At 68.8% G+C, this 17,815-nt stretch carries 10 protein-coding genes, 1 tRNA gene and 1 other RNA gene; 4 read left to right on the top strand and 8 right to left on the bottom strand.

Annotated features, from left to right (window positions below):
* Window positions 1-52: 52 nt before the first annotated feature.
* The 5 genes from WQO_RS16405 to ffs all read right to left on the bottom strand — a co-directional run bounded on the left by WQO_RS16405 (window position 53) and on the right by ffs (window position 7,803).
* Entirely contained in the window at window positions 53-1,507 is a 1,455-nt protein-coding gene (locus WQO_RS16405) for a N,N-dimethylformamidase beta subunit family domain-containing protein (protein ID WP_030806787.1), read from the bottom strand.
* 313 nt (window positions 1,508-1,820) lie between these two features.
* On the bottom strand, window positions 1,821-3,539 hold the full coding sequence (locus tag WQO_RS16410) for a M48 family metalloprotease (RefSeq protein ID WP_010056454.1): 1,719 nt from the start codon (window positions 3,537-3,539) through the stop codon (window positions 1,821-1,823).
* A 395-nt stretch (window positions 3,540-3,934) separates the two neighbouring features.
* Window positions 3,935-5,185: a phosphoribosylamine--glycine ligase gene (purD, locus tag WQO_RS16415; RefSeq protein WP_010056456.1), complete on the bottom strand. Its 1,251-nt coding sequence runs from the start codon at window positions 5,183-5,185 to the stop codon at window positions 3,935-3,937.
* Window positions 5,186-5,365: 180 nt separating this feature from the next.
* On the bottom strand, window positions 5,366-7,648 hold the full coding sequence (locus WQO_RS16420; RefSeq protein WP_010056457.1) for a DNA polymerase III subunit gamma and tau: 2,283 nt from the start codon (window positions 7,646-7,648) through the stop codon (window positions 5,366-5,368).
* Between the two features lie 58 nt (window positions 7,649-7,706).
* Window positions 7,707-7,803, bottom strand: an RNA gene (gene ffs / locus WQO_RS34455) — signal recognition particle sRNA small type.
* A 143-nt stretch (window positions 7,804-7,946) separates the two neighbouring features.
* Here ffs and WQO_RS16425 point away from each other — a divergent pair.
* The 4 genes from WQO_RS16425 (at window position 7,947) to WQO_RS16440 (ending at window position 14,726) form a co-directional block, all read left to right on the top strand.
* A tRNA-Ser gene (locus tag WQO_RS16425) sits at window positions 7,947-8,034 on the top strand.
* A gap of 340 nt (window positions 8,035-8,374) precedes the next feature.
* Window positions 8,375-10,342 (top strand): type I restriction-modification system subunit M, encoded by a 1,968-nt coding sequence (locus WQO_RS16430; RefSeq protein WP_010056458.1) that lies wholly within the window; start codon window positions 8,375-8,377, stop codon window positions 10,340-10,342.
* Complete coding sequence (locus WQO_RS16435) at window positions 10,339-11,574, top strand: restriction endonuclease subunit S (RefSeq protein ID WP_010056460.1); 1,236 nt, start codon at window positions 10,339-10,341, stop codon at window positions 11,572-11,574. The genes WQO_RS16430 and WQO_RS16435 overlap by 4 nt, the downstream gene beginning before the upstream one ends.
* 8 nt (window positions 11,575-11,582) lie before the next feature.
* A complete protein-coding gene (locus tag WQO_RS16440) occupies window positions 11,583-14,726 on the top strand; it encodes a type I restriction endonuclease subunit R (protein WP_010056461.1) in 3,144 nt (1,047 codons plus the stop codon).
* Between the two features lie 120 nt (window positions 14,727-14,846).
* Here the strand turns inward: WQO_RS16440 and WQO_RS16445 are convergent, their stop codons facing one another.
* The 3 genes from WQO_RS16445 to WQO_RS16455 all read right to left on the bottom strand — a co-directional run bounded on the left by WQO_RS16445 (window position 14,847) and on the right by WQO_RS16455 (window position 17,564).
* A complete protein-coding gene (locus WQO_RS16445; RefSeq protein WP_010056462.1) occupies window positions 14,847-16,613 on the bottom strand; it encodes a tyrosine-type recombinase/integrase in 1,767 nt (588 codons plus the stop codon).
* Window positions 16,610-16,906 (bottom strand): helix-turn-helix domain-containing protein, encoded by a 297-nt coding sequence (locus tag WQO_RS16450; RefSeq protein ID WP_010056463.1) that lies wholly within the window; start codon window positions 16,904-16,906, stop codon window positions 16,610-16,612. The genes WQO_RS16445 and WQO_RS16450 overlap by 4 nt, the downstream gene beginning before the upstream one ends.
* A gap of 163 nt (window positions 16,907-17,069) precedes the next feature.
* Window positions 17,070-17,564: a helix-turn-helix domain-containing protein gene (locus tag WQO_RS16455; protein WP_010056464.1), complete on the bottom strand. Its 495-nt coding sequence runs from the start codon at window positions 17,562-17,564 to the stop codon at window positions 17,070-17,072.
* Window positions 17,565-17,815: the final 251 nt, after the last annotated feature.

Consider the following 17,815-nt stretch of genomic DNA (forward strand, 5'->3'; position numbering starts at 1 on the left):
TCCGATTGTCCCGTATCCGCGGCCCGTTCTCCGCCCGGGGCCCGGCCTTCGGTCAGTCGCGCTTGCAGATCCGGTCGAGGAGGTTGGCCGTGGCCCGCTGGATCCGTGGGTCGGTGTGTCCGGGGCGGTCCAGGGCCGGCGACCAGGCGAAGGTGCCGGAGGCGAAGACGAGGGCGCCGGAGGGGGCCTGGTAGAGCGAGGTCTCCTGGTGGCGGGTGGCGCCCTCGGAGTCCTCGTACGGGGAGTGGGCGAGCAGGATCCTGGTGTCGTGCTCGGGCAGGCTGGTGCGCGGGAAGTAGCGGTCGGCCTCGCCGGCGACCAGGCCCGGGATCTCGTCGCCGTCGACCGCGCCCGTGGAGTCCCAGAGCCAGTGCTCGGCGTTGCGCACGACCAGCGGGCGGGGATCGGGGACCCGGCCCGCGTACTGGATGCCCAGGAGCTGCTGCTCGGGCCGGTCCACCTCGCGCCACAGGGCGGACTTCCCGGGCCCCCGGCGCTTGCGGCAGGTCAGCAGCCGGTCGGGCTCGTTGGACGCGGAGGGGGCGAGGCCCACCTGCCAGTACATGGTGTTGGCGGAGAGGAAGACGAGCGAGGTGCCGGAGTCCCGGGCGCGCTCGGCGGCCCGGCGCATCGGCAGCGACCAGTACTCGTCGTGGCCGGGGAAGACCAGGCCCCGGTAGCGGCTGGGGTCGACGCGGCCCGCGTGCAGGTCGCGGGCGTCGGCGTAGGCGAGGTCGTAGCCGTACCGCTCGGCCCAGCGGATGAAGTCGTACGCGTGCCCCACGTGCAGCGGCAGGCCCGATCCGGCGTACGGGCGGTCGAAGGAGATCGTCACGGCGGCGTCCTCCTCGCCGAGCAGCCGGCCCCGCTCGTCCCACGCGTGGTAGAGGCTGGCGCCGGTGCGGCCGTCCTCCGGATAGAGGTTGTACGCCTGCCAGGTGATGTCGGGCAGCAGGAGCAGCAGATCGGCGGGGTGGTCGTGGCGCACGGTGAAGGGGATGTGCGAGCGGTAGCCGTCGGCCGTGGTCAGGACGGCCACATACGCGCCGACCGACCAGTAGCTAGGGATCTGGAGGCGCCAGGACATCCACCAGTGGTGGCAGGAGACGGTCCGGTCGGCGGCGAGCGGCGGAGGCTGGACGATGCCGGAGAGCCGCGGGCTCGTGGTGATCTTGGACGCGCCGTCGCCGCCGTAGTGACCGATCCGGTAGACGTCGACGGAGAACTGCTGGGGCGGGTCCACGGTGATGTGGAAGTCGATGGCCTCGCCGGGGGCCGCCGCACCGGGCGAGACGAAGCCCTTGATCTGGCGGTGCACGTCGTCGGCGGTCCGGGTGCCGCCACCGGTGGAGCGGGCGAGGTCGGCGTACCAGGGGACGACCTGGCCGGTGTCGTCGAAGTAGTTCTCACTGCCGCGCAGCCAGGGCAGCGGGCCCTGGCCGAAGGGGTCGCTCACCGCGTGCGCGAGGGCGCCCGACTCCCACCGGCGAATCTGCTCCGCCCCCATGCCGCGCCCCTCCCTCGGATCACCCGCACGACTCGGGTGATCCCCCGGACAACTCTGGTGCGCCGAACGTCAGCGCCGATCCCCAGCACATCACATAACGCACGCACCCCGTCACCCTTCGTCGCGAATTGACGGGAACGGAACCATTCCTTCCGAACAGCGCACTCCGCACTCCGGACGCCCGCTGTCCGGGCTGTGGCTTCGGGTCCAGGCCCGGGTCACGGCATCGGGGTGGCGTGCCCCGGTCCCGTACGCGGTCCCGTACGCGGTCCGGTGCGCGGTCCCGTACGCGGTCACACCAGCCGGACCGGGGTCACACCAGCCGGACCGGCTTGTCGGAGCGCACCCCCACCTCGGCCAGCCAGGACAGCAGCGGGTCCGGATCGCCGTCCTCCACGAGGCTGAGGACCGGAGCCGCGAGGTCCGCCCGCCGCTCACCGCCGACGAGCAGCGCGGGGCCGTCCAGCCAGTCCAGGCCGGGGGCCGCGCCCGCCGTGTCCACGGCCGCGCAGCAGACCATGGCCGCGACGTGGTCGGCGAGCAGTTCGGTGCCCGTACGCGGCGGCTGGAGCGGGAAGAGGGGCAGCGGGCCAGGACCCCAGAGGTCGAGGGGGTCATCGGCCGGGCCGCTCCCGGCGGCTCCTTGCACCTGTCCGCCCTGCCCCTGGCCTCCGCCGTGGACCGGGGCTTCGGCCTCCTCCCGGGCGACCGCGGCGCCGATGCCCGCCGCGAGCGCCTCGCCCGGGCCGCCGGGTCCGCCGGCACCGGACAGGTGCTCCATCACCCGGGCCAGCGTGGGGACGGCCGGGTCGGCGGCGGAGGCCCGGGGGACGCCCAGGTTGTCCAGGACGCGGTGCAGCCGGGCCGCCTCGCTGCGCCACTTCCGGTCGACGACCTCGTCGGGATACTGCTGCCAGTCCACCGGCGCCCAGCCCGGACCGCTCTCGGCGGGGCCGCCGTGGAAGAGCCGGGCGGCGAGCAGGGACGCGGCCTCGTCGGCCACCCCGGGCTCCTCCAGCAGGTCGCACGCGGGCCGCTCGCCCAGGCGCAGGGCGAAGCCGTCCGCCAGCCGGTCCCGGCGCGAGAGCTCGGTGAGCGCGGAGACGACCCCGGCGTCCAGGCGGGAGGGCCAGCGGCCCATCCGCCAGGCGGGCAGCGCCACCCGGGTCAGCAGCCGGTCCCAGCCGGCGTAGGCGAGGCCGACCTGTTCCTGGGCGGCGATGCGCAGCCCGTAGTCGACGGTCTGGGCCCGCATGGACGCGGCGGCCGCCACACAGCGCTCCATCTCGGCGGCATGGCCCCGGCAGGCCCGCAGCAGCAGCCGGGCGACCCAGCCGGCGAAGGCGAGCGGCGCCCCGCGCACCGGGCCCCGCCCCGGGGCGGCGGCATCGGCGATCGCGGCGTCCAGACCGCGGACGAAGCGGCGGGCGGCGGCTATGTCGGGATGCGCGGAGGGGCCCGTACCGGCCACCACGGGGGCGAGGACCGCGCGGAGCTCGGCGACCCGCATCCACCACAGGAACGGCGAGCCGATGACCAGGACGGGGGCGGTGTCCGGGGCCTCCGCCGGGGCTCCCGGGCCCTTCCGGAGCGATGCTCCCGGACCCCTCCGGAGCGCGCGGTGCGTCCGGTCCTCCAGCCAGCTGTCGCAGTCCGGGGTCAGCGCTATGGCCGAGGGCGCGGGCACGTCGAGCCGGTCCGCCAGGTCGCGGACCAGGTGGTAGAGGTCGGGGGCGCCTTCCTCCGGCACGGGGACGGTCGGACTCATGGCGGGCCGCGCGCGGGCCACGGAGACGGCGACCAGGACGGTCACCAGCAGCACGACGACCGCGACGCCGAGGACCGTCCAGCGCACGGCGTCCCAGGCCCGACCGGCCAGATGCCCCTGCGCGTCCGCCGCGAACAGCACGACGGCGAAGGCCGCGGGCAGGATCGCCACGGCCAGGGCCCTGCTGCGGATCCGCAGCAGGGCGAGCGCCCGGGCCTGCGCGGCCCGCGCACCCAGCTCCTCACCCACGTCGATACCGGACACAGCCGGACGTCACCCCCTCTGCCCTCATCGCGGCCCTCTTGGCCCTCGCGGCGGTGTAGCTCACTCCCCCACTGTGGCACCCGTCACCGACATCGCAATGCCGGTGGGCCAAGTGCCGGAACGCTTGCGCCGCACCCTAGTTGGGGGTCCGGCGGCCGTCATCCGGATAGCCCAGTCGTCACCCGATGGAATGGCTTTGGGCAAAGCTGCTGACGTGTTCGCGCCCATGAGGCAGGCCGGGGAACGGGCTGGTGGCACGGGACAGCCCCTCGCGCCTGCCGCGTACGCCGGTGGCGTGCGGGGGCGGGCGCGAGGGGCTGCGGGGCCCGGGGGGCTTGTGCGGGCCACGGGGCCCGGGGGCTCGTACGGGCTGCGGGAGGGCACCCGGGCGCGGGTCAGCCCTGGGAGGCCTTCAGAGCGATGTCCGTACGGTGCTGCGAGCCGTCCAGGCGGATCCGGCCGAGCGCGGTGTAGGCGCGCTCCCTGGCCGCCGTGAGGTCCTTGCCGGTCGCGGTCACCGAGAGCACCCGGCCGCCCGCGCTGAGCACCGCTTCGCCCTCGGCGCGGGTCCCGGCGTGCAGGACGTACGCGTCGGGGGCATCCTGCGCCGCGATGTCCGCGAGTCCGTCGATCGGGTCGCCGGTGCGCGGGGTGTCGGGGTAGTTGTGCGAGGCGATGACCACGGTGACGGCGGCGTCGTCGCGCCAGTTCAGCGGCGGGAGGACGTCGAGGGTGCCGTTGGCGGAGGCGAGCAGGACACCGGCCAGCGGGGTCTTCAGCCGGGCCAGGACGACCTGGGTCTCCGGGTCGCCGAAGCGGGCGTTGAACTCGATGACCCGGACGCCGCGCGAGGTGATCGCGAGGCCCGCGTAGAGCAGCCCGGAGAAGGGGGTGCCCCGGCGGCGCAGCTCGTCGACGGTCGGCTGGAGGACGGTTTCGAGGACCTCGTCGACCAGCTTGGGGTCGGCCCACGGGAGCGGGGAGTAGGCGCCCATGCCGCCGGTGTTCGGGCCCTCGTCGCCGTCCAGGGCGCGCTTGAAGTCCTGGGCGGGCTGGAGCGGCACGACGGTGGTGCCGTCGGTGATCGCGAAGAGGCTGACCTCGGGGCCGTCGAGGAACTCCTCGATGACCACGCGGTCGCAGGAGAGCGCGTGGGCGCGGGCCACGTCCACGTCCTCGGTGACGACGACGCCCTTGCCGGCCGCGAGGCCGTCGTCCTTGACGACGTACGGGGCGCCGAAGGCGTCGAGGGCCTCGTCGATCTCGGCGGGGGTGGTGCAGACGTAGCTGCGGGCAGTGGGCACTCCGGCGCCCGCCATGACGTCCTTGGCGAACGCCTTGGAGCCTTCCAGCTGCGCTGCTTCGCCGGAGGGGCCGAAGCAGGGGATGCCGGCCGCGCGCACGGCGTCGGCGACCCCGGCGACGAGCGGCGCCTCCGGGCCGACGACCACCAGCCCGGCGCCCAGCTCGGTCGCGAGGCGCGCGACGGCGTCACCGTCGAGCGCGTCGACCGGGTGCAGTTCGGCCACCTCTGCGATGCCGGCGTTGCCGGGGGCGCAGTACAGAGCGGTGACGTCGGGGTCGAGGGACAGAGAGCGGCACAGGGCGTGTTCGCGGGCGCCGCCGCCGATGACGAGGACCTTCACGGGATGCAGCCTAGCCGCCGGGCAGGGGGAGCCCCGACGGCCGCCGGTGGGTGGACGCACCGCCGGGCGCGGCCGGCCCGGTCGACCCCCGGTGGGTGGACGGCATCACCGGTACGGGGAGCCCGGTCGACCTCCGGTGGGTGGACGGTGGACGGCCGGCACCTGAGGGCGGGGCCCACCTCACTGCTCGTTGGCGAACTCGTCGATCACCGTGGCGCCGAGCTCGCGGACGATCAGGTCGTGGCCGGAGAGCGCGGAGTCGACGAGATCCGGATCGTCGTCCTCCGGAACGTCGTCCTCAGGGGAGACGGAGCGTGGCGGCTCGGCCCCGTACGAACTGCGCGAGGCCTCGGGGGCGGGCGCGGCATCCCGGCCCTGCGGCGGCGCGGCGGGAGGCGGCTGCTGGGCCGACGGGGCGGGCTGCTGCGGCGCGGGCGCGGACTGCTGCGGGGGCGTGTGCTGGGGCCGGGGCTCGTACGCGACCGGGGCGGCGGGGGCTGCCGGGGCGGGCTGGTACTGCGGGGCGGGGCGTCCGCCACCGCCACCGGCCTGCGGGGGCATCCCGCCGCCACCGGAGGGGTCGATGACCGCTTCGATGCGCCACTGGGCGTTGAAGCGCTCGGCGAGGGCCTGCTTCAGGACCTCCTCGCTGCCGCTGCTGGCGAAGTTGTCGCGGGCGCCCGCGTTGAGGAAGCCGAGCTGGAGCGTCGTCCCGTCGAACCCGGCGACCTGGGCGTTCTGGCTGAGCAGGATCCAGGTGAAGCGGCGGCGGTTCTTGACCGCCTCCAGGATGTCGGGCCACATGTTCCGCACCTGGGCGGCGCCCTGGGCCATGTTCTGCCCGCCCTCGGGCGCGGCCGGTGCGGCGGGGGCCGCCGGGGCGACCGGAGCCGCGGCGGGCGGCGGGGTGGCGGCGGGGGCCGGTCCGCTGCCGGGGGCGGACGCGGTGGGCCAGCCACCGGGCCGACGGGCCTGCTCCCCGGCCCCGGAACCCGCCCCGGATCCGGCTCCCGCGGCGGCGGGCCAGGAACCGGGCCGCTGGCCGGACTCGGGGGCCGGCGCCGGGGGGGCCTGCGGGGCGGGCTCGGCGGCGGGCGGTACGTAAGCGGCCGGGGCGGGGGGCGGTGCGTAGGCGGCCGGAGCAGCATGCGGTGCCTCGCCCCGCGCGGCGGCACGGGCGGCGTCCGGACCGGCGGGCCCCGGGGCGGCATGGGCCTGGGGAGCATGAGCATCCGGCCCCGGTACGTACCCCATGGGCGCGGCACCGACGGGCGGAGCCGCGAACACACCGGCAGCGGCGGCCGATGCCCCGCGCTCCAGCCGGTCGAGCCGGGCCTGCAGCGAGCGCTCGTCGTCGTAGGCGGCGGGCAGCAGGACCCGGGCGCAGATCAGCTCGACCTGGAGGCGCGGCGAGGTGGCACCGCGCATCTCCGTGAGCCCTTCGTTGACGAGGTCGGCGGCGCGGCTGAGCTCGGCGGCGCCGAAGACGGAGGCCTGGGCCTGCATGCGCTCGACGACATCGGCGGGGGCGTCGATGAGCCCCTTCTCCCCCGCATCCGGAACGGCGGCGAGGATCACCAGATCCCGCAGCCGCTCCAGGAGATCGGCCACGAACCGGCGCGGATCGTTGCCGCCCTCGATGACCCGGTCCACGACCTCGAAGGCGGCGGCCCCGTCGCCGGCGGCGAAGGCGTCGACGATCGAGTCGAGGAGCGAGCCGTCGGTGTACCCGAGGAGCGAGGTGGCCATGGCATACGTCACACCGTCGTCGCCCGCACCGGCCAGCAGCTGGTCCATGACGGACATCGAGTCACGCACGGACCCGGCCCCGGCGCGCACGACGAGCGGGAGGACGCCGTCCTCGACCGGGCTGTTCTCCCGCCCGCACACATCGGCGAGATAGCTGCGCAGGGTCCCCGGGGGCACCAGCCGGAACGGATAGTGGTGCGTACGCGACCGGATCGTCCCGATGACCTTCTCGGGCTCCGTCGTCGCGAAAATGAACTTGAGGTGCTCCGGCGGCTCCTCGACCACCTTCAGCAGGGCGTTGAAGCCCGCCGGGGTGACCATGTGCGCCTCGTCGATGATGTAGATCTTGTAACGACTGGAGGCGGGCCCGAAGAACGCCTTCTCACGCAGATCACGGGCGTCGTCGACACCACCGTGGGACGCGGCGTCGATCTCGATGACATCGATGGATCCCGGCCCGTTGCGCGCGAGGTCCTGGCAGGACTGGCACTCCCCGCACGGCGTGGGCGTGGGCCCCTGCTCGCAGTTCAGACAGCGGGCGAGGATGCGCGCGCTGGTCGTCTTTCCACAGCCGCGCGGCCCGCTGAACAGGTACGCGTGATTGACCCGGTTGTTCCGCAGGGCCTGCTGGAGCGGGTCAGTGACATGCTCCTGACCGATGACCTCGGCGAACGACTCGGGGCGGTAGCGGCGGTACAGCGCAAGGGACGACACACCTACGAGGTTATCGGGGCGGACTGACACCCGGCCCCGCAGGCACCTCGCGGTGAACGCAAAGGGCCCCCCACGCACCCGCCAGAGCCAACCTACCCTTGCTGCCTTCCGGCCCTGGGGGAGTTCAGTCAGATAGCGCCACGTGAGGGGCTGACGCCCACCTTAGCGGATCCCCACCCCCTCCGGTCCACCCGCCCGCCCCCGCGAACGACCTGCGGAACGTCCGCGGACCCCCCTCGGGACGATCTCCGGGGATCGTGTTCGCGAGCACCCTCAAACGTCTTGTATTGTTTGCGGCGGAGGATTCGCCTAGTGGCCTAGGGCGCACGCTTGGAAAGCGTGTTGGGGGCAACCCCTCACGAGTTCGAATCTCGTATCCTCCGCCATTGCTCTCACCGGGCAATACGTTGAAGGGCCCCACCGCTTGCGGTGGGGCCCTTCGACGTTCCGTGGTCTCAGTTCTGGTCTCAGTAGGCCAGCGACCGCCTGGGCCGCTACAAACGGCACGCGCCGGAGCTCCTACCCAGGGCATGCCGCCCGAGAGAGGGCGCCAGAACCGTACCCGCCACCTCGACGAGACCGTGTGGCCAGCCAGAGCGAACAGCTGCATGCCGGTGACGTGAGCACAAGGGTCTTCAATGCCGAGGTCGCCGATCCGACTGATCATGTGGGTGCCCTCTGACATGCTTGCCCCCTACCACCGGCAGTCAGAGAGCAGGACCTGAATTGAGCACCCTGGGTGGCCTCGTCTGGTCGATCGCCGACCAGCTACGAGGCGTCTACAGGCCGCACCAGTACGGCGGCATCATTCTCCCGTTCACGATCCTGCGCCGCCTGGACTGCCTGCTCGAGCCCACCCGTGACGAAGTTCGCGCCCTGGCCAAGGAGTTCGAGGACGGCGCCCTGGACGTCCAGGTCAAGCGGAAGACCGGCCTGACCTTCTACAACACGTCGCAGTACGACTTCGCCAAGCTGCTCCTTGACCCTGCGGGACTCCGTGCCAACCTGATCGACTACATCTCGCACTTCTCCGGGAACATTGACGTCTTTGAGCGCTTCGGCTTCGAGGCCGAGATCAACAAGCTCGACGAGAAGAACCGGCTGTATCTGATCGTCTCCCAGTTCGCCAAGGTCGACCTGCACCCCGACACCGTCCCCAACGCGGAAATGGGCGACCTGTACGAGCACCTGATCTACAAGTTCGCGGAAGCCTCTAATGAGGAGGCCGGCGAGCACTACACCCCGCGCGACGCGATCCGTCTCATGGTCGACCTGCTGTTCGCGGAGGAGAGCGAGGCTCTGCTTGAGCCCGGCACCATCCGCACGATCTATGACCCCACCGCGGGTACGGGCGGCATGCTCTCAGTGGCCGAGGAGCGCCTACTTGAGCGCAACCCTCAGGCTCGTCTGCGCCTGTACGGACAGGAGATCAACGACCTGTCCTACGCCATCTGTAAGTCCGACATGATCGGCAAGGGGCAGGATGTCGGCAACATCCGACTCGGGGACACCCTGGCCGACGATAAGTTCTTCGATAAGAACTTCGATTTCTGCCTGTCCAACCCGCCCTATGGGGTGGACTGGAAAGCCTCGGAGGCAGCAGTCAAGGACGAGTGCAAGAAGGGCGGGCCGAACGGCCGCTTCGCTCCCGGTCTCCCGCCGGTCACTGACGGTCAGATGCTTTTCCTGATCCACTTGGCGCACAAGATGCGACCGAGGAACGAGGGCGGTGGCCGCGCGGGAATCGTCCTGAACAGCTCCCCAATGTTCAACGGAGCCGCCGAATCGGGGCAGTCGGAGATCCGTCGCTGGCTGCTGGAGAACGACATGGTGGACGCCATCATCGCGCTCCCCACAGACATGTTCTTCAACACCAACATCTCCACCTACATCTGGATTCTTGACAACACCAAGCAGGCCGAGCGTCGAGGACGAGTCCAGCTGATCGACGCCTCCGACATGTGGAACAAGATGCGAAAGGGCATGGGCTCCAAGCGCAAGGAAGTCGACGCAGCCGCCCGCGAGAAAATCGTGAAGCTGTATGACACCTTCACCGAGGCCGAGGATTCCAAGATCCTCAAAAACTCCGACTTCGGATACTGGGCGATCACCGTCGAGCGTCCTCTCCGCCTAAACTTTGCGACTTCTCGCGCCACTGAGTTGGACGACAAGGCACTGGCCAAGGTATTCGGAAAGGGCGCAGACCCAGCGCCTTTCGTCGCTGTACTGGCGAGCATGGGCAAGCAGGTGTACCTGAGTCAGGGGCAGTTCATTGAGGATGTCCGTGGGGAGTTCACTACAGCCGGCCTCAAGCTGACCCCAGCCCAGTACCGCCACTTGGCCGTGGCCCTTGGTGAACCCGATGCATCTGCAGAGATCGTCACGGACGCGAAGGGCAATCCCGAGCCGGATACGTCAAAGCGGGACACGGAACATATCCCATTTACTTACGTCGGCAACACACTCGGCGAATCCGCCCGAGACGAGACCATTCGGTCCTACTTCGAGACCGAGGTGGCCCCGCACGCACCGGACGCCTGGATCGACACGAAGAAGACGAAGGTCGGCTACGAGATCCCGTTCAACCGAATCTTCTACAAGTACGCCCCGCCGCGGCCGCTGGCAGAGATCGACCGTGATCTGGAGGAGCAAATCGCCAAGATCATGGGACTGCTGCGGGAGGTTGAGGCGTGATTGATCGCAGCATGGATGTCGTGGACTCCAAGATTCCCTGGATCGGCAAGATCCCAATCAGCTGGAATGTGAAACCGCTCTGGTCAATGTACGAGCGCATTAAGGACGTCGACCACCCCGACGAGCAGATGCTCTCCGTCTTTCGCGACTACGGTGTTGTCGCGAAAGACTCCCGCGACAATACCAACCAGACAGCCGACAACAGGAGCATCTACCAACTCGTACATCCCGGCTGGCTCGTCACCAACCGAATGAAAGCTTGGCAGGGATCCGTCGGCATTTCACGACTTAAGGGAATTGTTTCCGGGCACTACATCTGCTTTACTCCTCGACACGACGAGAACCACGACTACCTGAATTGGCTGTTCCGGTCGCCCCCATACACCGCTGGATATAAAACAATTTCGCGCGGGGTTCGCCCCGGTCAAGCCGAGATCGATAACGATCACTATCGACTCCTGCCGGTAATCGTCCCCCCCTTGGCCGAGCAGAAAGCAATCGCCACCTATCTCGACCACGAAACCGAGCAGATCGACACACTGATCAACGAGCAGCAGCGGCTCGTGGAGATGCTGCGCGAGCGCCGTCAGGCCGTGATCGACCACGCCTTTGCCGAGCTCTCCAAAGAGCGGATCCAGCTTCGAAGGTTCACCAGGTTCCTGACCAGTGGATCACGCGGATGGGGGGCATATTACTCAGACTTCGGTGACGTTTTTATTCGAATTGGAAATCTGCCGAGAGGATCTCTTTCTCTCGGCGGAGAAGTGCAGCGCGTCGACCTTCCCCCCGACGTCAATGAGGGGCATCGCACTAAAGTCGAAGCGGGCGATCTTCTATTTTCTATCACCGCCTACATCGGATCTGTCGCAGTGGTCGACGAGGGGTGGACTGACTCCTATGTCAGCCAACACGTCGCTCTATGCCGATTGGACCGGTCCGTTCTCGACCCAGAGTTCACCGGCTATTTCATGCTCACCACAGAGGGTCAAGACCAACTTTCCGAAGGGGCGGTCGGTGGCACCAAGGTGCAACTTGCCCTCGACGACATCCGCGCGCTTCGGGTAGCCGTCCCGCCTCTGGATGCCCAGCGGCAGATCGCCAAGCACCTTAACCGTGAGACTTGCCGGATTGACACTCTTATCGCCGAATCCGAGCGACTGATCGAACTGTCTAAAGAGCGGCGCGCCGCTCTCATTTCTGCGGCCGTCACCGGCCAGATCAAGGTCCGCTAGGAGCGCTGATGGCCCAGCACAACGAGGCTGAGTTCGAGCAGGAACTGTGCAAGCACCTTGCCACTCACGGCTGGCTGTATTCCGGGAACGACGCAGGCTACGACCGTGACCGGGCAATTTTCCCGGAGGACACCTTCGAGTGGCTTCAGGAAACTCAGCCCGGTGAGCTGGCCAAGGTCGTCAAGCAGGGTGCCCCAGACGAGTCCAAGCAGCGCGAGCAGCTGCTGGACCGGCTGGTGAAGTTACTGACGATCGACATGGAGAACGGTGGTGGCACGCTAAACGTGCTGCGCCACGGCTTCAAGCACCTGTCGGCCAGGTTCCGCATGTGCCAGTTCATGCCCGAGTCCACCCTCAACGCTAAGACGGTGGAGGACTACGGGAAGGTCAGACTGCGTGTGATGCGGCAGGTCCACTTCTCCACGGCTGACCAGCGCAGTGTCGACCTGGTGTTCTTCATCAACGGCCTGCCGGTGGCTACGGCCGAGCTGAAGACCGACTTCACCCAGACGGTCGAGGACGCCAAGCAGCAGTACAGGAACAGCCGGCATCCGAAGGACCCCGGCACGAAGCACGTGCAGCCGCTGTTCACCTCTGGGCGCGGCGCACTCGTGCACTTTGCGGTGTCCAATGACGAGGTCTGGATGACCACGAAGCTGGCCAGCGAGAAGACGGTCTTCCTGCCATTCAACCGGGGTACCGAGGACGGTGGGGCTGGCAACCCGCTCAACCCGGAAGGGTCGCCGTCGTCGTACCTGTGGGAGCGCGTGCTGCAGCAGGACGCATGGCTGAACATCTTCGGCCGGTTCATGTACATCAAGCACGACCCGCACACCGATCCGATCACCGGCAAGAAGACCCGCTCAGCAACCCTGCGCTTCCCTCGATTCCACCAGTGGGAGGCCGTCACCGAAGTGACCAACAAGGTCATTGAGGAGGGTGCTGGCCGCCGGTACCTGATCCAGCACTCTGCGGGCTCGGGCAAGACCGATTCAATCTCCTGGCTGGCGCACCGCTTGGCGCGGTTGCAGGTGGACAACACCAAGGTCTTCGATTCCGTCATCGTCGTCACCGACCGCAACGTGCTGGACGGGCAGCTGCAGGACGCGATCAAGCAGATCGACAACGATCAGGGCATCGTGCTGGCCATCGACCGAAAGCAGGCAGCCCGTGAGGGCTCCTCCAAGTCGGGGGTCCTGGCCAAGGCGCTGGCCGAGGGCAAGCTGATCATCGTGGTCACGATCCAGACCTTCCCCCACGCGATGGACGAGATCAGGCAGTCGAAGGGGCTGAAGGGCAAGAGGTTCGCCGTCATCGCCGACGAGGCGCACTCCTCTCAGTCTGGGCAGGTGGCCAACAAGCTGAGGGCAGTGCTGACGTCCGAGGAGCTGAAGGAGATCGAGGAGGGCGGCGAGGTCGACGTCGAGTCGGTCCTGGCCGCCGAGGCATCCGAGCGGGCCGCCAGCGAGAACATTTCGTACTTCGCGTTCACCGCCACGCCCAAGGGCAAGACCTTGGAGCTGTTCGGCAGGGTGCCCACGGGCACGACCCTGCCACCCCAGGCGTTCCACGTGTACTCGATGAAGCAGGCCATCGAAGAGGGTTTCATCCTCGACGTGCTGCGGGGCTACCACTCGTTCAATCTGGCATTTCAGGTCGGGCAGAACGTGACCGGCGACTCCGAGGTCGAACAGAGCGAGGCGACCAAGCAGGTCATGCGGTGGGTTAAGCTCAATCCGCAGACCATCGCGCAGAAGGCCGCGATCATCGTCGAGCACTTCCGGTCCAACGTCGCCCACCTGCTGGACGGTCACGCCAAGGCCATGGTCGTGGCCGACTCCCGTAAAGCGGCCGTGCGCTTCAAGCTGGCGATCGACGACTACATAGCCAAGAAGGGCCTCGGATACGGCACCCTGGTGGCCTTCTCAGGCAAGGTCGACGACCCTGGCTCCGGCCCGACGGACTTCACCGAAACCTCGATGAACCCCGGGATATACGACCTGCGCACCGCGTTCCGAGGCGACGAGTACAAGGTCATGATCGTCGCGAACAAGTTCCAGACCGGCTTCGACCAGCCGTTGCTATGCGCCATGTACGTCGACAGGCCGCTGTCGGGCGTGACGGCGGTCCAGACGCTCTCCCGCCTCAATCGCACGTATGTGACCCCGTCGGGCATTCACAAGACGTCGGCGATGGCGCAGATCGTGGACTTCGTCAACCCTCCGGACATCATCCAGAAGGCGTTCGAGCCGTACTACACCGACGCGCACCTGGAGCAGTCCACCGACCCGAACCTCGTCCACGACCTGTCCGCCAAGCTGGACACCTTCGGGATCTATACGCCGGCGGAGATCGACCAGTGCGCCGAAGCGTTCGTGAAGAACAAGGGCAACAACGCCCTGACGGCTGCGGTGAACCCCGGGAAGAAGCGATTCCAGGACCGGTATACCGCTGCACTGGCCGCGAACGGCGGTGAGGGAGACAAGGCCGTCCTAGATGAGCTCGACATGTTCCGCAAGGACGTCGGCACCTTCGTACGCCTCTACGACTTCATGAGCCAGATCATCGACTATGGCGATGCAGACCTGGAGAAGCGCAGCATCTACCTTCGGTTGTTGGCCCGCCGAATCCAGCCCGACAACTACACCGCCCCGATCGACCTGTCCGACGTGGTGCTCCAGAACGTCAAGCACATCGACAAGGGCAAGATCGACATCTCTCTGGGCGACCAGGACGTCGCGCTCAAGGGCATGACGGGCGCCGGGTCGGCAAGCAAGAAGGACCCCAAGATGGTCGCGTTTCAGACCGTCCTGGAGCGGCTCAACGATCTCTTTGGGAACGAGGACTTCACAACCACCCAGAAGGTGTCCTTCCTAGAGGCCCTGCTCGGCTCTCTGCTGGAGGACCAAGACCTCGTGCAGCAAGCCAAGGTCAACAGCCCCACCCAGTTCGCAGAGTCTCCGGACTTCGACGATGCCATCACAGGAGCCGTCGCGGACAACCAGGGCGCGCACAACAAGATGAGCGACTACTTCTTCACGAGCACCCCGGGGCGGGCCCAGCTCGTCGTCGAGTTGGCCAAGTGGTTCTACGCCGTGGTGGTCGATCAGGTGGAGAGCAGCGACGAGGGCACGGATCCCGTCCCGCAGTAATGCTGGTGGTTGGACGCCCAAGGAACGAGTCCCGCTGAGACGTGGCAGGGGATGGGATGGTGCTACCTTCCCCATCCCACCCCCGGCACTCTCGGCCTGACCGTTAGCGCGCCGCTGGCGCTACCACTCGTCGGTGTCGCCGTACTTTCCCGGGTTCTGCGCTCGGTCCACAGCCTGTGCACATGCTTCGGCGAAGGCCGCCTCGACGGCCGTCTTGTCCGTGCCTCGCACCTGGGCCTCGACCTCCTGGCCCGTGCCAGGGCGCCGGGCCGTGCGCCAGGCCGAGGCGCGGTCGGTGTAGCGGTCGGTCTCGAAGTCCCACGCCGGCATTGACCACTGTTCCGGGACCCCGGTCGCCGCGCGTTCCCCGCCAGGGAGGAACAGAGCTCGGGCGTGGAAGACCACGGCCCGCTCCGGTACACGGCCGCGGATGGCGCTCGCGCCGCCGGGGCCCCGGTGATCCCAACGCCAGCGGTCCCATTTCTCGACCTCAGCGGTGTGGTCGGGCCAGTCGTCGCTCCAGCGTGCGACGACCTCGTCGGCGTGCTCGCGATGGAGGAAGGGCACGCGCCGCTCGCCGAGACGGGCGACGTGGACCACCAGCTCGGCGGGGACGGGACTCTGGCTGGCCTCCGGCACAGCGCTACCTGCAGGCTGGCCCGTGCCCCACAAGAGGCCGCCGACCTTCGCCGCGGTGTCCTTGAGGACGCGGCTGGTCAGGTGCTGGTAGCGGCGGCGCATCCGGGCGGACTTGCCGGGTTCCCAGCCCATGATGGAGTCGACGACCGCGTCGGAGACGCCGAGGATGAGCAGGACCGTCGCCGCGGTGTGGCGAGCGTCGTGGAGGCGGGCATCGCGGACGCCGGCGGCCTTCAGCAGCTCCTTCCACTTGTGGTAGTCGGTGTTCGGGTTCAGGGGCTCGCCGGTGGGCGAGGTGAACACGTACCCCTTCTCCGTCCACAGGTCGCGGGCAAGGGCTCGCTCGCGGGCCTGTTCCTCCTTCTGCTGGCGCAGCAGCTTGAGGAGCTCGTCGGGGACGCCGATGGGGCGCTGGCTGGCGCGGGACTTGGCGTTCTTCGTCTCGCGGCGGATGTTGATCTTCTGGGGGCAGAAGCCGGGCTTGCGTCCGCAGCGGTCGCCGCAGCCGTGCTTGTAGCGGGGCCGCAGCCGGCCGCGCCGTACGCGGATGACGCCGAGCTCGAAGTCGACGTCGTCCCACTGGATGCCGAGCACCTCGCCCTGACGCAGGCCGAGGGCGAGTGCGATGACCCAACGGGCGGTGTTGCGGTGCTTGGCGGCCTCGGCGAGGAGCCGCTGGACCTCCTCGACCGAGTACGGCTCGACCTCCTCCTCTTCGACCTTGGGGGCCTTGGCGATGGAGGCCGGGTTCGCAGTGAGGTGCTTGCGGCGCACAGCCTCGTTCAGCGCAGTGCGGATCGTGCGGTGCGCCTGGTGGGCGGTGCCGGCGGCGCTGCCGCTGTCCTGCATCTTCTTGTAGAAGCGCTCCAGATGTTCGGGGTCGAGCTTCTCCAGGCGATGGGCGCCCAGGCCAGGGATGAGGTGGTGGTTCACCGCGACGCGGTAGCCGTCGATGGTGTTCTCCGAGACGTGCGCGGCGGCGATGTTCTCGACCCAGTGGGTGAGCCAGGTCTTCACGGTCCAGGACTGGCCGGCCTTGCGGACGGCGCCCTTGTCGCGCTGGCGCTCCAGCTCGCGGACGACCTTGGTCACCTCGGGGCGGGTCTTGCGGCTGACGTGGCGCCGGTCCGGGGTGCCGTCGTCCTTGACGCCGACGGTGACGCGACCGTGCCAACGACCGTCCGTGCCGAGGTAGATGGACGAGGCGCCGTTGGGCTGGCGGGACTTCGGTACGGAGGCTCGCGTCACGCGGCGGCCCCGAAGTCGGTCGCCGACAAACGGCGGGCCAGGAAGTCGTTCACCGCCTCTGCTGGGATGCGGCGCAAGCTGCCGATCTTGACGGAGGCGATCTCGCCGGAGGCGACGTACTCGTACAGCTTGGTGCGGCCGATGCCGATCCGGCGGGCGGCCTCGGCGACGGTCAGGGCGACCAGGGTCGTGTCGCCGACGGGTCGCCGCTCGGCCATCAGGGTGCGTAGGGCGTCCTCAGGGACGTCCAGGAGCTGGGCTATCTGGGAAATGGGCAGCGTGGGCTGCGGCATGGGGATACTCCTCGCGCCGGCATCTCGGCGTCGCGGGAGCGGCAACTCCCGTCGGCCTGGCCGGTGGCGTCGTTCAGGGATGGATGGTTGATCGTCGGCAACGGAGGTCGCCACGTGTGGTGCTTCTCGGCTTTCGTAGCGCCGTGGGAGGGCCAGTGGCCGGCTATTCGCCGGCGGGTGACTGCCCCTGGTTTCGCAAGTGGGCCCGGGACGGGTGCATGCGTCTCATCAACGCTCGCTCTTCGAGCCGGAGGAGCTCGTCGACCTGCCCTCTCCGCTCGGGTCCCTTGTCCCCGTAGGCATCGAGTTCCCTCTGGATCTCGCCCAGGTGCATCTGGTTCCGGTCGATCGCCGCTCGCAGCTGGTGGTACTCCCGCGTCATCTGGACGTACTCGTGTACGAGCTGGCGAATGCGAGGGGTGGCCAGCTCGTCCGGCGGTCCGGTCAGGTCCTGCATGGTGAGGTCGAAGACCTTGCAGAAGCCGAGCGCCTCGTCGAGGTTGACCCTGCGACGGGGCTTGCCGCTCTCGATGCGCCAGATCGCGGACTGGTTGATCGGATGGCCGGCGGCGGCCATCTCCTCCGCGAGCTTCACCGTGCTCCAACCGCGGACCTCTCGTTCCAGCTTGACGCGTGCGGCGACGTGATCTTCCGGCACCGGTCGACCTGGGCCGGCGCGCTCCGCGCCTTCCTCACCGCTCACTCGCGCCTCCCTTCACACGTCGGCAGGTCCAATTGGTCCAGCGTCCACAACTAAACATCGTTGCGGATTGAAATGCAAGGCATTGCGTTGACGAAAATCTCGGCTATGGTCGTGGTCCGCCGTACAGCGACGGACGGAACCGCACACGCAAGCGGCCCCGGTGCTACGAACACCGGGGCCGAAGTAGAGGCTCCACCGCACAACCA

Source organism: Streptomyces globisporus C-1027 (assembly GCF_000261345.2).
Taxonomy (GTDB): domain Bacteria; phylum Actinomycetota; class Actinomycetes; order Streptomycetales; family Streptomycetaceae; genus Streptomyces; species Streptomyces pakalii.